Raw genomic sequence first — 16,432 nt, 5'->3', positions numbered from 1 at the left:
CTAGCCCCGCCGCCACTGCTCGATGCGCAACCGCACCGTCGTCCGCACATCGGGCGGGAGCGCGTCGATGACCTCCACGAAACCGCGCAGTTCCGACCGGAGCCCGTGGATCTGATCGATGAGGTTCAGAAGGACCGGGACGTCCTCCTCGTCGAACCCCATCTCGTCTTCGAGATTGCAGATCAGCGCGGCACGGGCAATGTCGGCCTCCGAATATGCGGGCACTCCGTCTTCTTCCGGCTTGATCAGGCCTTGGGATACGAACACACGCAACCGCGTCACCGTGAGACGCGACACCCGTGCGACAACGTCCTCCTCGGTCAGCATCACGCTTGCTCCTTCATTGTCCGCCGCGGATCGTAGGCATGGGTCTTCTTCCACTCCTCGATGAAGGCCTTGAGCTCATCGTCGACCTTCTCGGGCATCACCACGTTGAGCTTCACCAACTGGTCGCCCTTGCCTTTGACGCCCCGCCCCTTGAGCCGTAGCGTCTGTCCGGAATTGGCGCCCGACGGCACGTTCATGGCGACCTTCCCGCCGATGGTCGGAATCTCGACCTTGCCGCCAAGCACGGCCTCGTCGAGGCTGATCGGCAACTCGACCACGATGTCGTTGCCCTCGCGCTTGAAGACGGGGTGCGGCCTCACGCCGACCTCGACCAGCGCGTCACCCGGCGGTCCTTCGCCGAGACCCGGATGCCCCTTGCCCTTGAGCCGCAGGACCTGGCCCGCGTTGACGCCCGGCGGAATAGTGACATCGAGCGTACTGCCGTCGGGAAGCGTGATGCGCGTCTTGGTGCCGTTGACCGCATCGAGAAACGGAATATCGAGGTGGTACTGCGCGTCCTGTCCCGGCATAGAAAAACGCGCGCCTCCACGCTGACTGCGACCGCCCATCCCCCCGCCAAACATGTCGCCGAACAGATCGCTGAAATCGCCCATGTCTTCGTAGCCGGCCGAGGAGTGATAGCGCGCCCCGCCCGGCCCCCCGGCATATTCGCGGTAGTAGCGCGCCTCGGGCCGCTCCTGGCCGCTCGCGTCGATCTCGCCGCGGTCATACTTCCCGCGCTGCTCCTCGTCTTTGAGGATCGAATAGGCGTGCGAGACCTCCTTGAACTTCTCCTCGGCGACCTTGTCGCCGGGATTGAGGTCCGGGTGCAGCTTCTTGGCGAGCTTGCGGTACGCCTTGGTGATTTCATCGGCGCTCGCGCTCTTAGCAACGCCTAGTGCGGAATAAAGATCGTCTGCCATCGTTATCTCAGGTCTGAACTTTGGTCTGAGCCGGTCTTAGGGCTTGGGTGGTGTGGAAATGATAGGGTCGAAGAGAACAGGAAAGCCCAATGCCGGGCATTTTTCCCTTTGCTCATGGTGATTTGGGGTCTGCACCTGCGTTCAGCAACCTTGAGGTTAGCGGCCATGGGACCCGGTTAGCTCGCGACGAGTTGGAACGGCTCGCCAATCCGAATCTCGGGTTCGCAATCCAGCAGATTGGCGAGGGTCTTGAAGCGGCGGCTGACACGTTCGCCTTCGAGATCCGCATAGGGTTCCGGCAAGGTCCAAGTCAGCCGGTCGCCCTCATAGGTGAGCGGGGTATGCGGCAGCACGCCGGGCATGGCCGCGGAGACCATATGGGCGACGCGGAACGCCGCGCCCAGAATCTTTGCGCGCCTCAGGGATTCTTTGTCGACCAACTCGACCAGGCCCTGGCTCAACTCGTCGCTCACCACGCCTTCGTTGCGGTAGTAGGAGGTCAGAGCCAGGAACGCGCGGCCGGGATGATCGACGCCGATGAGGTCGCCGTTGGTGATCAGATTGAGGCTCTGCGCACCGCGATAATCTGGGTGGGCGCGCCACCCGATATCGGAGAGGAGGCACGCGGCATGACGCAGACGCGTCTGCTCGGGCGTCTCCACCGGCCCCGGAACGCGGAACAGGCCATCCGTCCAGCTCAGCAGCTCATTGGCGTTTTCCACCGAACGGGCGCGCTGCACCGCAAGTACATGGCAAGCCTCGATCAGCGGATCCTTGGCGCGCTCCTCGGCGCTCAGCAGGCTGTAGAGCAGCCCCTCGCGGATACCGAACACCGACGTCACGATGGACCGCGGCTTCATCTGCTTGATGAGGCGTTCGAGCACCAGCGCACCGTAGGGCAACGTCTCGCGCCGGGCGCTGGAGACGTCGCGCAGTCCAGGCATGTCCTCGTCCAGCCGGCCGTACAGGCTGCCGACGAATTTCAGCGCGTCCTGACCGTCCATCCGGTAGTTGTGCATGACGCGCAACGGATAGTCCGTCTGGGCCATATGCAGGCGCGCCACGGCCCGCCAGGTCCCGCCGATCGCGTAGAAGTCCCGGCCCCGGCCCTTCTCGAGCCAGGTCACCTTCGAAAACTCCGAATCGATGACCTCGCGCGCCTTCTTCAGGTTTCCGCCCGACACATCGATCAGACGAAGGCCCCCAAGCGGCAGCGTGAGAGCGTCGGACAAGCGTCCGCCCCGCACATCCACCAATTCCAGGCTGCCGCCACCGAGATCGCCCACGAATCCATCGGCCGCATAGATACCCGAGACGACGCCGAGCGCGGCGAGCTCCGCTTCCATGGTACCGGACAGCACCGTGATTGGATGCCCGAGCACCTCCTGAGCCTTGGCGATAAAGTCGGGGCCGTTTTTCGCATCCCGCGCCGCCGCGGTGGCAATCACCTCGGTCCGGTGCACGTGAAGCTGGGCGATGAGCGCGCGAAACCGCCGAAGGGCCCGAAGAGCGCGCGCGACTCCCGCGGGCTCGAGGCTGCCGGTGCTCGCGACGGTCCGGCCCAGCCCGCACAGCACCTTCTCATTGAAGAGTGGTGCGGGCGCATGCGTGGCGCTGTCATAGACGATCAGCCGCACCGAGTTGGAGCCGATGTCGACTACCGCAACCGGCGCGCGTTTCTTCCTCCCGGCCATGGCGAGAGACTAGAGGGTCTCGTCGACCCGCGTAAAGCGCGGAGGCATGTTTTCCGGTAGAGAAGTGCCCCGTCCAGACAGGCTGGGGTTGGTCATGAAGTAGTTCTGGGCGCTGAAGGGCTCTTCCCCTTCCCGCGGATTGATGCGGACCGAGTTCCCGTCCGGCAGAACGCGCCAGCTCTGAAGATTGTCCTTTAGATTCGCCACCATGATCTGATCCAGAATCTGCTCGTGCACCGTGGGGTTCTTGATGGGCGTCATGGCCTCGACGCGGCGGTTGAGGTTGCGGGGCATCATATCGGCGGAGCTGATATAGACGGCCGCCTTCCGGTGCGGCAGCCCATGCCCTGCCCCGAAGCAATAGATGCGGGAGTGCTCCAGGAAGCGCCCGACAATGCTCTTCACATGGATGTTCTCGGACAGTCCGGGGACGCCGGGCCGCAGGCAGCAAATGCCCCGGCAGACGAGATCGACTTCGACGCCCGCCTGGCTTGCCTCGTAGAGCGCATCGATGATTTCGGGATCGACCAGCGAGTTCAGCTTCATCCAGATGGCAGCCGGCCGGCCCGCCTTGGCGTGATACATCTCCTCGCGCACGTGATCGAGGATGCGCGCCCGGATTCCGCCGGGAGAGACGGCCATGGACTCGAGCTCCGCCGGTTCGGCATAGCCCGTCACGTAGTTGAAGATGCGGGACAGATCGTTGCCGATCGATCGGTCCGCGGTGAAGTAGGACAGGTCCGTGTAGATCTTCGCCGTGACCTGATGATAGTTGCCGGTCCCCACATGGCAGTACGTGGCGAGCTCTCCGCGCTCGCGCCGGACGATCAGGCTGAGTTTGGCGTGGGTCTTCAGCTCGATGAAGCCGTAGACGACCTGAACGCCGGCGCTTTCGAGGTCGCGCGCCCATTTGATGTTGGCTTCTTCGTCGAAGCGGGCCTTGAGCTCGACCACCGCCGTCACCGACTTGCCGGCCTCGGCGGCCTCCTTCAGCGCTTCGATGATGGGCGAGGTCTTGCTGGTCCGGTAGAGCGTCCACTTGATCGCGACAACGTCCGGATCGGCCGCAGCCTGCTTCAGGAACTGCAGGACCACATCGAAGGACTCGTACGGGTGATGCACCACGATGTCCTTCTTGGCGATAGCCGCGAAGCAATCGCCTTGGTGCTCGCGGATACGCTCGGGGAAACGGCTGACATAGGGCGCGAATTTGAGGTCCGGGCGATCCGCCACGATGAGCTGGTCGGTGTCCGTCAACCCGATCAGGCCCTTCTGCACGAAGCTCTCTTGCTCGGTGACCTTCAGCTCCTGCATGACGAAGCGCTGCAGCCGCGACGGCATGGTCGCTTCCATCTCGAGCCGGATGACCGAGCCGCGCTTCCGGCGCTTGAGCGCCGATTCGAACACGCGAACCAGATCTTCGGCCTCTTCCTGGACCTCGATGTCGCTGTCGCGCACGACGCGGAACGCGCCTTGGCTCCGCACCCGGTAGCCGGGGAACAGCCGTGAGACGAAGATGCCGACCACGGTCTCCAGCCGCACGAAGCGAATCCCCGTCGCATCGTCCTTGCCGTCCGGCAGCCGGATAAAACGGTCGAGCTGGGAGGGGATCGGCAGCAGCGCGTGCATCGTACGGAACGATCCTTCGCGCACCAGTTCCAGCCCCAGCGTGAATCCGAAATTCGGAATGAACGGGAACGGATGAGCCGGATCGACGGCGATCGGGGTCAGAACCGGGAAGATCAGATTGAGGAAATGATCCTCGAGCCAGCTGCGCTCCGCATCGGTCAGCTGATCGGCTGTGAGAACGTGAATGCCCGCTTCGCCGAGAAGAGCCTCCAGCGCGACCCAGGTCTCCTGCTGCAGCGCGGTCAGGTCGGCGACGGAGCGATTGATCCGGTCGAGCTGCTGGGCCGGCGTCAGCCCGTCCTGGCTCGGCGTCTCGATCCCGGCCACCATCTGCGCCCGCAGGCCCGCGACGCGGACCATGTAGAACTCGTCGAGATTGTTCGCGGAAATCGACAGGAAGCGCAGGCGCTCCAACAGGGGATGGCGCTCGTTCTCGGCCTCTTCCATCACGCGCTTGTTGAAGTTCAGCCAGGACAATTCGCGATTGAAGTAGCGGCTCGGGCCATAGGCGGCGATTCGGGCAACCGCGCCTTCCGGCTCTATCGCTTCCGGAACATTCATCGATATCCTCTTGGAAAAAAGGGCATTGTGCGCCCGCCAGCTCCTTCAGGGTAGAGCCGTCATGTTAGGCCGACAACTGTATCACCGGCGTAACGGTAAACGTCAAATTCAGTGCCCTACTCAATCGTCGCAGCACGCTCCAGCGCCTCGGCGACCAGTTGCCGGCTGATCTTCCGGCCTGAGCGCAGGGCCGCCTGATCGACCGCCTCCACCGCCGCGGCGGCGGCTTCCAGCGACCGGTCAATCCTGACAGCCAGGAACTCGAGCACCTTGGGCTCGATGGTGAGCTGGCGGTCGGAGAAGTGTTTCAGCATGACCGTCCGCAGCAACACCTCGTCCGGCGCGCCGATCTCCGTCACCGGGACGGCACTGAGGCGCGAAAGCAGGTCCGGCAGAGCGAACGGCCAGCGATTGGGGCTGATCCGCGCGGTCAGCAGTACCGAGAAGCGTTTCTCCGCGGCGAGATTCAGGAGATGAAACAGCGTCCGCTCGTCGAACCCGGCCCGGTCGGCGTCCTCCACCGCGATGGCTGACCCTGGGGCCGCGCATCGAGCGAGCGCACGTCCAGGGTCGTCGGGTCGAGCGCCTCGGCGCCGGATCGCTCCTGCCAAACGCGGACGAGATGGGTCTTGCCACTCGCGGCCGGTCCCACGAGCACCTGCACCGGCCCCGGCCAATCGGGCCACGCATCCACCATCCGGACGGCCGCGAGATTGCAGTCGCTGACGAGGAAATCCTCCGCGCCCAGAGCCGCCCGGTGCGGCAGATCAAATGCAAGCTGCGCCGGACTCACGGCGTCCGGACCTCGGGCCGGGAGGCACCGTTACCGCCTTTCGCGCGTGCCGCCTGCACACCTTTCGGCCGCGTGGCCGCTTGCGGCCGGTGGATTGGCTTGGGCTGCTCAGGCTCGTAGCTCATCATGTGGCGCAGCCATCCGAAGAAATAGACAAGGGCCGACAGGACCGTGAGCCCGCCCGTGACCCAGATGAGCACGCTCACGAGCCAGCTCACGCCAAGGCCGAGCCCTAATTGGGCCAGGACAAACCCTGCCAGGGCGATCTGCGTGAATGTGTTGATCTTGCTGACGATGAGCGGTTTGACCTCGACGGGGCGCCCCATCATCCATGCCAGCAGGACCGCGCCGACGATGAGAATGTCGCGGCTGACCACGATGATCACCAGCCAGACCGGCAGGTGGCCCGAAATCCCCAGCGCCACATAGATCGCGACGAGCAGCGCTTTGTCGGCGATCGGATCGAGATAGGCGCCGAGCTCCGTGCGCCAGCCATAGCGCTTGGCGAGATAGCCGTCGGCCGCGTCGGAAAGTCCCGCCAGCAGGAACACCACAAACGCCGCGTAGAAGTCCTGGTCGATGATCAGCCAGATCAGAAGCGGGACGGACAAGATCCGCGCAAATGTTAGCGTATTGGGGATATTCACCGGCGCTTCTCCCGAGCGTCTTTATGTTCTGGGGTGCTTCGAGCCCGGAGATTATCAGACTGCGGCGGCTCCGCAGCCGAATTTCCGCAAGCTCCGATAAGCCGCAGGAGCAAGCCCCTCATGGTCCAATCGCGCGCATCACGAGCGTCCCGTCTCGCTCATAGAGGCCGACCCCGTTCTGGGCGAGTACGGCCTGCAACTGGTCGGCAGAGCCCTCATAGTCGAACACCACCTCGGCGGCGCGGGCAGACCTGGACACGATCTCGAAGTCCCGAAGATCCTCCACACGCTGAAGCCCAAAATGAATCTGCTGCCAATCCCTTACGCCGAAGAACTCAATGACCGCGCCAACCCGGCCGAGCGCTTCGTCTCCTGAACTCGACGCCTCCTCGGGATAAAGCGCACCGCGCCGCAAGGGTACCTCCGCCGCGGCCCCGAAGGTGGGATCCAGCCGCTGCTTCCAGCGCCGTTCGAGAATGCCCAGCCCCAATTGGGCCGCCCGCTCCTCTGTCGCCCCCAAGTCATCCGCATTGACGGCAGTCGTCGCCACGGCATCGACGTCGCCCGCGGCGTCCTCACCCACAAGGCGGAGGCGAAAGAAACCATCCGCGATCTCTCCGACGGCCACGACGAGACCGCCGTAGCCATAGGTACTGCGCAAGGTCGCGTAGGCCCCCTCGTCGCCCGCGAGAACGGCCTTGATCGTCCCGGCCTCGAGATCGTCGCGGAGTGCGGCCAGCTCTGCCGGTGCGACTCCGTTGTCGATATCCAAACGCTCCCAAGCCTGCCGCCAGTCCGTGCTCGCGTCCTTCGCAACGATGTCGCCCTCAAGCATCACCGGCAGGATCGAAATTGGCGAGGCCTGGCTCTCGACAAACGGTATTGAGCGGCTGGTCAAAAGCTGGCGAACAGCGCCCGGATAGAAGCGCACGTCGACGATGCCGATATAGCGTCTCGCCGACGTCTTCTCGCTGTGGATCGCGATGCCTGCGACGAGCCCTTCGATCTCGCGATGGGAGAATGACGGCAGGCGTTCCTGCCAGCTGAGCGGCGCCAGCCGTTTAAGGAGAATCTGCATCGCCAGGGTCTCGGCCTTCGCCATGCCCTTGTCCCGCGCAACCACCGCATCCTTGGCCGTGACATCGACCCGGACGTTGGCGACATTGAAGAGACTGGCGGCGACGGCGGGACTTGAGCCCAGCAAACCGGTGCCCAGCAGCACCAGGGCCCCCAGCAGGACAACGCGACTCAATTTGGCAGAAGACGGCGCGAAGCCCCTGAAAGCATTGGCTGACTGAAGCGCCATCAACCGCTCCGCGATTCGCGCCGGAACCGCGCGTTCCGGCGCCATTGGCCGAGCATGGACGCCCGGGTTATCCGCGCTCCGGCTCTCTCCTGTGGGCACCCTTGCCTCTATCCCTCTTGCCTGCCAAGAGTGTTATGACAGAACTCTGGAACGTGCACCCCGCTTGGCTGCGGACCCGAATTCTCAACTGCCACCTGAACGCGACGCGCCCCACCAAGCCTGAAGAGTCCATGCCCGAAGACAAGCCGCTGACCTATCGTGAGGCCGGTGTCGATATCGATGCCGGAAACGCCCTCGTGGACGCGATCGGCCCTCTCGCCGCCAAGACGAAGAGACCTGGCGTCCTAGGTAACCTCGGCGGCTTTGGCGGACTGTTCGATCTCGCCGCCTGCGGCTTCAAGGATCCGGTCCTCGTGGCCGCCACCGACGGCGTCGGAACCAAGCTGAAGCTCGCCATCGACACGGGGCTGCACGACGGGATCGGCATCGACCTCGTGGCCATGTGCGTCAACGACCTCGTCGTCCAAGGCGCCGAGCCGCTCTTCTTCCTCGACTATTTCGCGACCGGGCGGCTGGAGGTGGGCGTGGCCGCCGAGGTCGTCGCCAGCATCGCCGACGGATGCCGCCAGGCGGGTTGCGCGCTGATCGGCGGAGAGACCGCCGAGATGCCCGGCATGTACGGGGACGGCGACTACGATCTCGCGGGCTTCGCGGTAGGCGCGGTGGAACGGGACGCGATCCTGCCCCGGCCCGACATCGCCGCGGGCGATGTCCTGATCGGCCTGCCTTCGTCCGGCGTCCACGCCAATGGTTTCTCGCTCGTGCGCCGCGTGGTGTCGGAGAGCGGCCTTGGCTGGGACGACCCGGCCCCGTTCGCGCCCGACGCGAAACTTGGGGCGAGCCTCCTCGCACCGACCCGCATCTATGTCCGCCAAGTTCTTGAAACGATTCGCGAGAATCCAGGCGCCGTAAAGGCCCTCTGCCACATCACCGGCGGTGGCCTGATCGACAATCTGCCGCGCATCCTCCCCCCGACCGTCGCAGCCACGATCGACACAGACTCCATCGACATGCCCGCCGTGTTCTCCTGGCTCGAGACCGAGGCGCGGCTCGATGCCCATGAAATGTTCCGGACGTTCAATTGCGGTGTCGGCATGGTCGTCGCCGTGGCGCCGGACGATGCCGAACGCGTCGCTGCGAGCCTAGGGCCCGAAGCGTTCACGATCGGGAGGCTGACCGAGCGCGGTGACGGACCGGCGGTCGTGCTCGCCGAGGGCACCGGGTCATGAGCGCGAAGACGCGCGTCGGAGTTCTGATCTCAGGGCGCGGCAGCAATCTGCAGGCGCTCATCGACGCCGCCAAGCATCCCGACTATCCGGCCGAGCTCGTGCTCGTGATCTCCAACGTGCCTGACGTTCAGGGCCTCGATCGCGCCGAAGAGGCCGGCATCCCGACCTGTACGATCAACCACAAGGACTTCCCGTCGCGCGAAGCCTTCGAAGCCGCCTTGAACGATGCGCTCGACGGCGCCGGCGTGGAGCTTCTTTGCAATGCCGGCTTCATGCGCCTTCTGACGGAAAGCTTCGTGTCGCGCTGGCTGAATCGCCACCTCAACATTCACCCCTCGCTCCTGCCCGCCTTCAAGGGCCTCGACACCCATGCACGCGTGCTCGAGTCGGGCGCGCGCATCAGCGGCTGCACGGTTCATTTCGTGCGCGCAGCGATGGACGACGGTCCGATCGTGGCGCAAGCGGCCGTCCCGGTGTTGCCGGACGACACGGAGGACGATCTCGCCGCAAGGGTGCTGATGGCCGAGCACCGTCTCTACCCCCACGCCCTGCGGCTGGTGGCCTCAGGTCAGGTCACGGTGGACGGCGAACGTGCCGCAGGCATGCCCTTAGGGCCCGAGGAAGCCGCCCTTTTTTCGCCCCCGCTGAAGGGCAGTTTCTGAGCGGACGTTCGAAAACCTGGAAAAATAGTATGGGTGCTCCAGCAAACTTGACGCATCGCAAGTCTGTGCGGCGCAAGGGCCCGTAGACAATGCAGACGAGCGGATGCTAGGAACAACATCTATTCAGTCGATCTCCGCAACAACGACCGCGCGCGCAAGATTCTTGCAGACCGGAGGTTGCCCGAGACCTAGTGCTGATCTTGCGGTTTGGCCCCAAGCCCTGTCCGGCACACTTGGCCCAACGGGGTTATCTGGCCCAACAATAAGAGGGATGGCGTAAATGGCGGACATGACGGTCGCCTACTCTCCGTCGCACGGCCTCGGAGAAGAAGACAGCATTTGGTTCAAGCTATCGGCGCTATTGAACCAAGAGGACCCCATGCAGGTCCTCATGGCCCTGTGCGAAAAATACAAGGGCGTCCTGCCGGTCAACCTCAAGAACCAGCGCATTGTCCTATTGAGCGAGCCCGAGCACGCCGAGCGCGTCCTTGTGACGAACGCCGATAATTACACCAAGTATTTCGACGGGCTCCGCCCCGTTTTCGGCCGCAGCATGATCACCATCGACGGTGCGCTGTGGCAGAAGATCCGCGTGCCGCAGCAGGCGGCGTTCCACCCGAAGATGTTCGAGGAATACTTCCCCTATTTGATGTCGGCGATCGACTCCAAGATGGACCGCTGGCAGAAGCTCGCCGAATCCGGCGAGACCGTCGAGATGGTGGAAGAGACGTGGACGATGGCCGCCGACATGGTGTGCCGCGCGCTGTTCGACCGCGAAATGCCCTTCAACCCGCACTTCGTCTTCAAGCAGGTCAAGACGTATACGGACGTTGTGAACCACAAGAACGTGCGCCTGAAGAACGTGCGCGGCGAGCTTGAAGAGATCACGGACGAGGATCCCGCCAAGGCCATGGAGGTTTGGCATTCGGTTCCCGACACGGTGATCAGCGCGAACATCATCGATCATCGCGAGAAGACCCTGCTGACGGCGATGCAGGAAGCCGAGGCCGATCCGGACTTCCCGGAGTTCGACCACCGCCAGGTCATCGACGAGATGAAGCAATATCTGTGGGCGGGCACAGAGACGACGGCGCTGACGCTTGCGTGGTCGCTCTATCTTTTGTCGCAGCATCCCGAAGCCATGGAGCGCGTCCGCGAGGAAGCGCATCGAGTCTGCGGCGACGCCGATCCCACTTGGGATCAGGTGCAGCAGCTCAGCTACACCCGCATGGTGATCCAGGAGACGATGCGCCTGTACCCGCCGATCTGGGGCCTGATCCGCATCGCCGCCGGCGACGACGAGATCGCCGGGCACAAGATCAATGCCGGCGACAAAGTCTCGGTCCTCACCTATATCGCCCATCACAGCCCCAAGTGGTGGGAAGACCCGGAGAAGTTCGATCCGGAGCGGTTCGCGCCCGAGCGCGCGAAGAAGCGGCGCAAATACTCCTACCTGCCGTTCGCGGCAGGAAAACGCGCCTGCATCGGCGGGGCGCTGTCGCAGATCGAGAACACGCTGGCGCTGGTTCAGCTCCTGCGGCGCTTCACGCCCGAATATGTGGGGCCGACCCCGGCGAAGATCCGCGCCACCGTCACGCTCTGCCCGCAAGGTGGCCTGCCCTTCAAGATCCGCAAGCTGAGCTAGGCTCAGTTCGCGCCGCTCACGCTGATGAGTTTGGACCTGGAATCGTAACGGCGCGCGAGGATCTTGCGCGCCGTTGGAAGCCTTTCAGAAATCGATATGCCCTGTTAGGGGCCGTGCAAACGCGACGCGTTAACCGACGATCTCGCTCTTCTTGAAGACAAGATCGATTTCGCGCTTGGCGCTCTCGGGGCTGTCGGAACCGTGCACGGAGTTGCGCTGCAGGTTGACGGCGAAGTCCTTGCGGATCGTGCCGGGATCGGCGTCGACCGGGTTGGTCGCGCCCATCACGAGGCGATTGCGCTTGATCGCGTCTTCGCCCTCGAGCACCTGAACCACGATCGGACCGGAAATCATGAACTCCACCAGCTCGTCAAAGAAGTCGCGCTTCTTGTGCATCTCGTAGAATTCTTCGGCCTGCTTCTTCTTCCACCAGACCCGCTTCTGGGCAACCACCCGAAGGCCAGCACCTTCGAGGCGCGCCACGATCAGCCCCGTAATATTGCGCTCGGTCGCGTCGGGCTTGATGATCGAGAGCGTACGTTCGATGGTCATTATTCAAGTCCTTCTAGTCTTTGATTCTTCAGTATTTTCAAATCTCGGCCGGGCTTATAGCCATCGGTCATGACAGCCACAAGGCGCGGGCGCATTATCAATTAGTGTGTGATATGAAAGCCTCAGATGCGTTGCCCATGTAACGCAGCGAGGGAGATGCGATGCTCTATGCCACAATCAAGGTTCTTCTGACGAGCGTACTTGTGGTCGCAGTCTCGGAAGCGGCCAAACGCAGCGCACTCTTCGGTGCACTGATCGCTTCGGTCCCCCTCACCTCGGTCCTGGCCATGATCTGGCTCTACGCGGACACCGGGGATACGGAGAAGATCGCCCGCCTCTCCACCGGGGTTTTCTGGCTGGTTCTGCCCTCGCTGGTCCTGTTTGTCAGCCTGCCCGTGTTCCTACGGGCCGGCCTGGGCTTCCCTGCGAGCCTGGCCATAGCGACCGCCCTGACGGTCTGCGCCTATTTCGCCATGCTCTATGTCTTGGGTCTCGTGGGTATCGAGATCTAGGCGGCCAAGCCCTATCAGGCTTTCTGGTGCCACCGGCCCCCTTCGTCCTGCTGCCAATAGCTCACGGATAGGCCTTGGTCCTTGGCCGATGCCCAGGCCTCGCGCGCCATGGCAACGGCATCCGGATCGTGGCCGTCGAAGATATGGACCACGCGCGCATAGCCGCCCAGGTCATCCAGGCTCGCTCCATCGACTAGGAAGCGGACGTCCGCGTCATTCGGATTGGAGTCCTCGTCCGTGAGATAGACCGGCTGCGCCGCCGGAGCGCCATCCGCATCGGCGCCGTGCGGCAGGAAGCTGTCCTCGCGATAGGTCCACAGCAGCGTGTTGAGAGCCTCGACCCGTTCGAGGCTCGCGGCCTGAACGGCAGCCCGCCAGCCCCGTTCCAAGGACCGCTCCAGAAGCGCCGGCAGCACCTGCTCCAGCGTGCGGCTTTCCAGGTGATAGAAATAGACCTCGGTATCGCCACTCATCGCGCGTTCGCCTTGAGGCCTTGCCGTTACGACTTGGCCTTCACATACGGATTGTTGCCCTTCCGCAGGTTGAAACGGATCGGCACGCCGGGCAAATCGAATGTCTCGCGCAGGCCGTTCACGAGATACCGGACATAGGACTCCGGCAGCGCCTTGGGCTGGGAACAGAAGGCCACGAAGGTGGGCGGCCGCGCGTTGGCCTGGGTCATGTAGCGGATCTTGAGCCGGCGCCCTGCTACGGCCGGCGGGGTGTGCGCATCGATCATGGCCGCAAGCCAGGCGTTGAGCGCGGCCGTGGGCAAGCGCTTATTCCACACCTCATCGGCGGCGAGCACCGCATCCATGAGCCGGTCGACGCCCTTGCCGCTCTGCGCCGAGAGCGTCACCAAGGATACGCCTTTGACCTGAGGCAGCAGGCGCTGACACATCTCGCGCAACTCGGCGAGGCGCGCCTGCTTGTCCTCCACGAGGTCCCATTTATTGACGGCGATGACGAGTGCGCGGCCCTCGCGGACAATCAAGTCTGCGATCTGTAGATCCTGCTTCTCGAACGGCTGTTCGGCATCAAGCAGCAGCACAACGACCTCGGCGAACTTGATCGCCCGCAGCGTATCGCCGACCGACAGCACCTCCGCCCGCGCCTCAATGCGCGCCTTGCGCCGGAGCCCCGCCGTGTCGAACACGCGCAAGCGGCGTGACCCCCATTCGATCTCCGAGGCGATGGCATCGCGGGTGATCCCCGCCTCGGGCCCCGTGATCATCCGGTCCTCGCCGAGAAGCGCGTTGACCAGCGTGGACTTGCCCACATTAGGGCGTCCGGCGATGGCGATCCGCAAGGGGTAGACGCCCTCTTCATCCGGCTCGCCCGCCTCGGGCGCCCCGTGCTCGCCCGCTTCTGCTTGCGCGTTGCGGTAGGCGTCCGCGATCGCCTCCGTCACGTCGCCCACGCCGAGCCCGTGTTCGGCGGACATGGCCAGCGGCTCGCCGAGCCCCAACGAGTAGGCCTCGTAGAACCCCGGCTCCGCGGCTCGGCCTTCCGACTTGTTGGCCGCGAGCACGACGGCCTTGCCGTGCTTGCGCACGAGGTCGCCGAAAATCTCGTCCGCCGCCGTGACGCCCGTGCGCGCATCAATCACAAAGAGGACGAGGTCCGCCTGCTCGATGGCCGCTTCGGTCTGAAGCCGCATCCGCGCGGTCAGCCCCGCGTCGCCGGACTCGAGGCCCGCGGTATCGATAAGCGTCGTCGCAAGGCCTTCGATCACCACATCGGCTTCGCGGCGGTCGCGCGTCAGGCCCGGCTGATCGTCGACCAGCGCGAGCCTCTTGCCCACAAGCCGGTTGAACAGCGTGGATTTACCGACATTCGGCCGTCCGACAATGGCGACTGTGAAAGGCATGGCTCAGCGATCGCGGGATCCGTTGTTTCAGATGAAGGAGCACAAAGGATGCAGCACGCGCAAGCAACGCCGACCAAAATGACGGTGCGTCATGCGCCCCGCCATAGATACTAGTTGGTCGTTGCCTCGCTCGCGTTGGCGTCGTCGGTCTTAGCGTCGTCCGTGTCGGCGTCGCCAGCCTTGGTCTCGTCCGCCTTCGTGTCCGGGGTGGTTGCCGTCTGACTGACGATGAGGGCGAGCAGCACGTTGGCGCGGTCGCGCATGTTCCGGGGGGTTCCGGCGTCCACCAGCAAGGCGCTGAACTGAGCCTCGGCGGCCTTCAGATCGCCGTTCTGATAGGCCGAGAGTCCCAACAGCTCTTTTGCCGAATAGCGCCAAGAACTCTTGCCGCCCGCCAGACCATCGAGGCGCTTCTGCATCTCGGCATAGTCCGCCTGATCGAGCCGGAGCGTCGCGGCCTGCAACGTGGCCAGCCCCTTCAAAATGGCGTCGACCCGGCGATCCGTGGCCAGGGCTTCATAGGACTCCACCGCCTTGTCCGTATCGCCGGCCTTGGCCTGGCTCGATGCGAGCTGGAACCGCGACAAAACGGCGTAACCCGACGGGCCATCCTTGACCAACTCGTCGAACGCCTCGGTCGCCTTCTCCTGCTCGTTGGCATTCTTCAAAGCCAGAGCCGCGGTGAAGGCATCGCCCGCCGTCTCGGCTTCACTCTCCTCGACGTACTTCCAAATATTGTAAGCCGCCACACCGATGATGAGCGCCAACGCAAGGCCAATGACATAGACGCCGAACTTGTCCCAAAGCGCCTTGTACCGCTCCTGCCGAACCGCGTCGTCGACCTCGCGAATGAAACTGTTGTCAGTCATAGGGTTAAGAGCTCTTCCGGCTTTCTTCGTCGGCGCTGGCGCGCGGTTGTGCAGGACTGCTGCGGAACCGGATGGCTCATCCGGCCTAACCCACGCCGTATAGTGAAGCCCGCTTGTTGGCGCAAGACTGAATGCCGCAGGCCAGCGCGGCCACACCCGGCGATCGCGGCCGGACCAGAAAGCCTAACTGACTGACATTTTGAACTTTTTGAGGGCTTCGGGAACCTCTTCCAGCGTGGAATAGGTGTGCTCCTCGGCTGGGAAGGCCCGCCCTCGCACGTCCCGCGCATAGGCTTTCACCGCGTCTTCCACGGCGGTCCGGAGTTCGGCGTATTCCTTCACGAACTTCGGCACCCTCGGGGAGAGCCCAAGCATGTCCTCGAGCACCAGCACCTGCCCGTCGCACTCAGGCGACGCGCCAATGCCGATCGTTGGGATCGGCACGTCTTGCGTAATGCGCGCGGCCAGTCCCTCGGCAACGGCTTCGATCACCACTGCGAACGCGCCTGCCGCGGCGACGGCCTGGGCATCCTGTTCGAAGCGGGCCCATTCGGCCTGGCGCCTGCCGCGGGCCGTAAATCCACCAAGCTGATTGACCGCCTGCGGCGTCATGCCGATATGGGCCATCACCGGAATGCCGCGCGCCGTCAGAAACGCGATGGTCTCGGCCATCTGCACGCCGCCCTCGAGCTTCACCGCACCACAGCCCGTCTCCTTCATGATGCGGGATGCGTTCCGGAAGGCCACGGCAGGGCTCTCTTCATAGGAGCCGAACGGCATGTCGACGACGACCAGCGCGCGCTCCGACCCACGCACGACGGCTTGGGCATGCGCGATCATCAAATCGAGCGGCACCGGCACGGTGGTATCCAAGCCGTGCATGACCATGCCGAGCGAGTCTCCCACCATGAGGACGTCCACGTGCGGGTCGACCAGCGCGGCCGACTGCGCATGGTACGAGGTCAGCACGACAACAGGCTCGCCGCCCTTGCGCGCGGCGATCTCCGGCGCGGTGATACGCTTGATGGTGCTCTGATGCGACACGAGCCTTATCCTCGCGAGTTCCAATGATTAGAGCGTCTTATGCCAGACATATAAGGATTTGTGCAGCGCAATGACAGGCCTTGGTGAAAAGGCCGCCTTTGACCCAAAG

Annotated in this window: 17 protein-coding genes; 4 read left to right on the top strand and 13 right to left on the bottom strand. The window is 64.0% G+C overall.

Translation table 11 applies throughout. The annotated features are described in order from the left end of the window. From DCY11_RS13765 to DCY11_RS13735, 8 genes are all read right to left on the bottom strand, one after another. On the bottom strand, positions 1-327 hold the full coding sequence (locus DCY11_RS13765; RefSeq protein ID WP_108683362.1) for a MerR family transcriptional regulator: 327 nt from the start codon (positions 325-327) through the stop codon (positions 1-3). Continuing rightward, positions 327-1,250, bottom strand: coding sequence for a DnaJ C-terminal domain-containing protein (locus DCY11_RS13760; RefSeq protein ID WP_108683361.1), 924 nt, complete (start codon positions 1,248-1,250; stop codon positions 327-329). The genes DCY11_RS13765 and DCY11_RS13760 overlap by 1 nt, the downstream gene beginning before the upstream one ends. A 176-nt stretch (positions 1,251-1,426) precedes the next feature. After that, complete coding sequence (gene ppx, locus DCY11_RS13755) at positions 1,427-2,944, bottom strand: exopolyphosphatase (protein ID WP_108683360.1); 1,518 nt, start codon at positions 2,942-2,944, stop codon at positions 1,427-1,429. A gap of 9 nt (positions 2,945-2,953) precedes the next feature. Further along, positions 2,954-5,134 (bottom strand): RNA degradosome polyphosphate kinase, encoded by a 2,181-nt coding sequence (locus DCY11_RS13750; protein ID WP_108683359.1) that lies wholly within the window; start codon positions 5,132-5,134, stop codon positions 2,954-2,956. Positions 5,135-5,250: 116 nt separating this feature from the next. After that, positions 5,251-5,655, bottom strand: a complete 405-nt coding sequence (locus DCY11_RS15790) for a DnaA ATPase domain-containing protein (protein ID WP_208430471.1) — start codon at positions 5,653-5,655, stop codon at positions 5,251-5,253. Continuing rightward, entirely contained in the window at positions 5,601-5,927 is a 327-nt protein-coding gene (locus DCY11_RS15785; RefSeq protein ID WP_208430470.1) for a hypothetical protein, read from the bottom strand. The genes DCY11_RS15790 and DCY11_RS15785 overlap by 55 nt, the downstream gene beginning before the upstream one ends. Further along, complete coding sequence (locus DCY11_RS13740) at positions 5,924-6,574, bottom strand: CDP-alcohol phosphatidyltransferase family protein (protein ID WP_108683358.1); 651 nt, start codon at positions 6,572-6,574, stop codon at positions 5,924-5,926. The genes DCY11_RS15785 and DCY11_RS13740 overlap by 4 nt, the downstream gene beginning before the upstream one ends. A 118-nt stretch (positions 6,575-6,692) precedes the next feature. Continuing rightward, positions 6,693-7,880 (bottom strand): hypothetical protein, encoded by a 1,188-nt coding sequence (locus DCY11_RS13735; RefSeq protein ID WP_159080039.1) that lies wholly within the window; start codon positions 7,878-7,880, stop codon positions 6,693-6,695. Between the two features lie 230 nt (positions 7,881-8,110). Here DCY11_RS13735 and purM point away from each other — a divergent pair, with 230 nt between their 5' ends. The 3 genes from purM (at position 8,111) to DCY11_RS13720 (ending at position 11,476) form a co-directional block, all read left to right on the top strand. Further along, a complete protein-coding gene (gene purM, locus DCY11_RS13730) occupies positions 8,111-9,169 on the top strand; it encodes a phosphoribosylformylglycinamidine cyclo-ligase (protein WP_108683856.1) in 1,059 nt (352 codons plus the stop codon). Further along, positions 9,166-9,831: a phosphoribosylglycinamide formyltransferase gene (gene purN, locus DCY11_RS13725; protein WP_108683356.1), complete on the top strand. Its 666-nt coding sequence runs from the start codon at positions 9,166-9,168 to the stop codon at positions 9,829-9,831. The genes purM and purN overlap by 4 nt, the downstream gene beginning before the upstream one ends. 280 nt (positions 9,832-10,111) lie before the next feature. After that, a complete protein-coding gene (locus tag DCY11_RS13720) occupies positions 10,112-11,476 on the top strand; it encodes a cytochrome P450 (protein ID WP_245409380.1) in 1,365 nt (454 codons plus the stop codon). A gap of 129 nt (positions 11,477-11,605) precedes the next feature. Here DCY11_RS13720 and ndk read toward each other — a convergent pair whose 3' ends face one another. Beyond that, positions 11,606-12,028 (bottom strand): nucleoside-diphosphate kinase, encoded by a 423-nt coding sequence (ndk, locus tag DCY11_RS13715; protein WP_069444965.1) that lies wholly within the window; start codon positions 12,026-12,028, stop codon positions 11,606-11,608. Positions 12,029-12,189: 161 nt separating this feature from the next. Between ndk and DCY11_RS13710 the strand changes: the two genes are divergently transcribed. Continuing rightward, entirely contained in the window at positions 12,190-12,540 is a 351-nt protein-coding gene (locus DCY11_RS13710; RefSeq protein WP_108683355.1) for a DUF3147 family protein, read from the top strand. 14 nt (positions 12,541-12,554) lie between these two features. Here DCY11_RS13710 and DCY11_RS13705 read toward each other — a convergent pair whose 3' ends face one another. The 4 genes from DCY11_RS13705 to panB form a co-directional block, all read right to left on the bottom strand. Continuing rightward, positions 12,555-13,013 carry a DNA polymerase III subunit chi gene (locus tag DCY11_RS13705; RefSeq protein WP_108683354.1) on the bottom strand — a complete coding sequence of 153 codons (459 nt, stop codon included), beginning with the start codon at positions 13,011-13,013 and terminating at the stop codon, positions 12,555-12,557. Between the two features lie 26 nt (positions 13,014-13,039). Further along, on the bottom strand, positions 13,040-14,410 hold the full coding sequence (gene der / locus DCY11_RS13700) for a ribosome biogenesis GTPase Der (RefSeq protein WP_108683353.1): 1,371 nt from the start codon (positions 14,408-14,410) through the stop codon (positions 13,040-13,042). A 110-nt stretch (positions 14,411-14,520) separates the two neighbouring features. Beyond that, complete coding sequence (locus tag DCY11_RS13695; RefSeq protein WP_108683352.1) at positions 14,521-15,279, bottom strand: tetratricopeptide repeat protein; 759 nt, start codon at positions 15,277-15,279, stop codon at positions 14,521-14,523. 183 nt (positions 15,280-15,462) lie between these two features. Next, positions 15,463-16,323, bottom strand: coding sequence for a 3-methyl-2-oxobutanoate hydroxymethyltransferase (gene panB / locus DCY11_RS13690; protein ID WP_108683351.1), 861 nt, complete (start codon positions 16,321-16,323; stop codon positions 15,463-15,465). Positions 16,324-16,432: the final 109 nt, after the last annotated feature.

This window comes from Methyloceanibacter sp. wino2 (genome assembly GCF_003071365.1).
Classification (GTDB): domain Bacteria; phylum Pseudomonadota; class Alphaproteobacteria; order Rhizobiales; family Methyloligellaceae; genus Methyloceanibacter.
The sequence above is the reverse complement of the archived record's forward strand: the minus strand, read 5'-3'. Positions and strand labels throughout refer to the sequence as shown.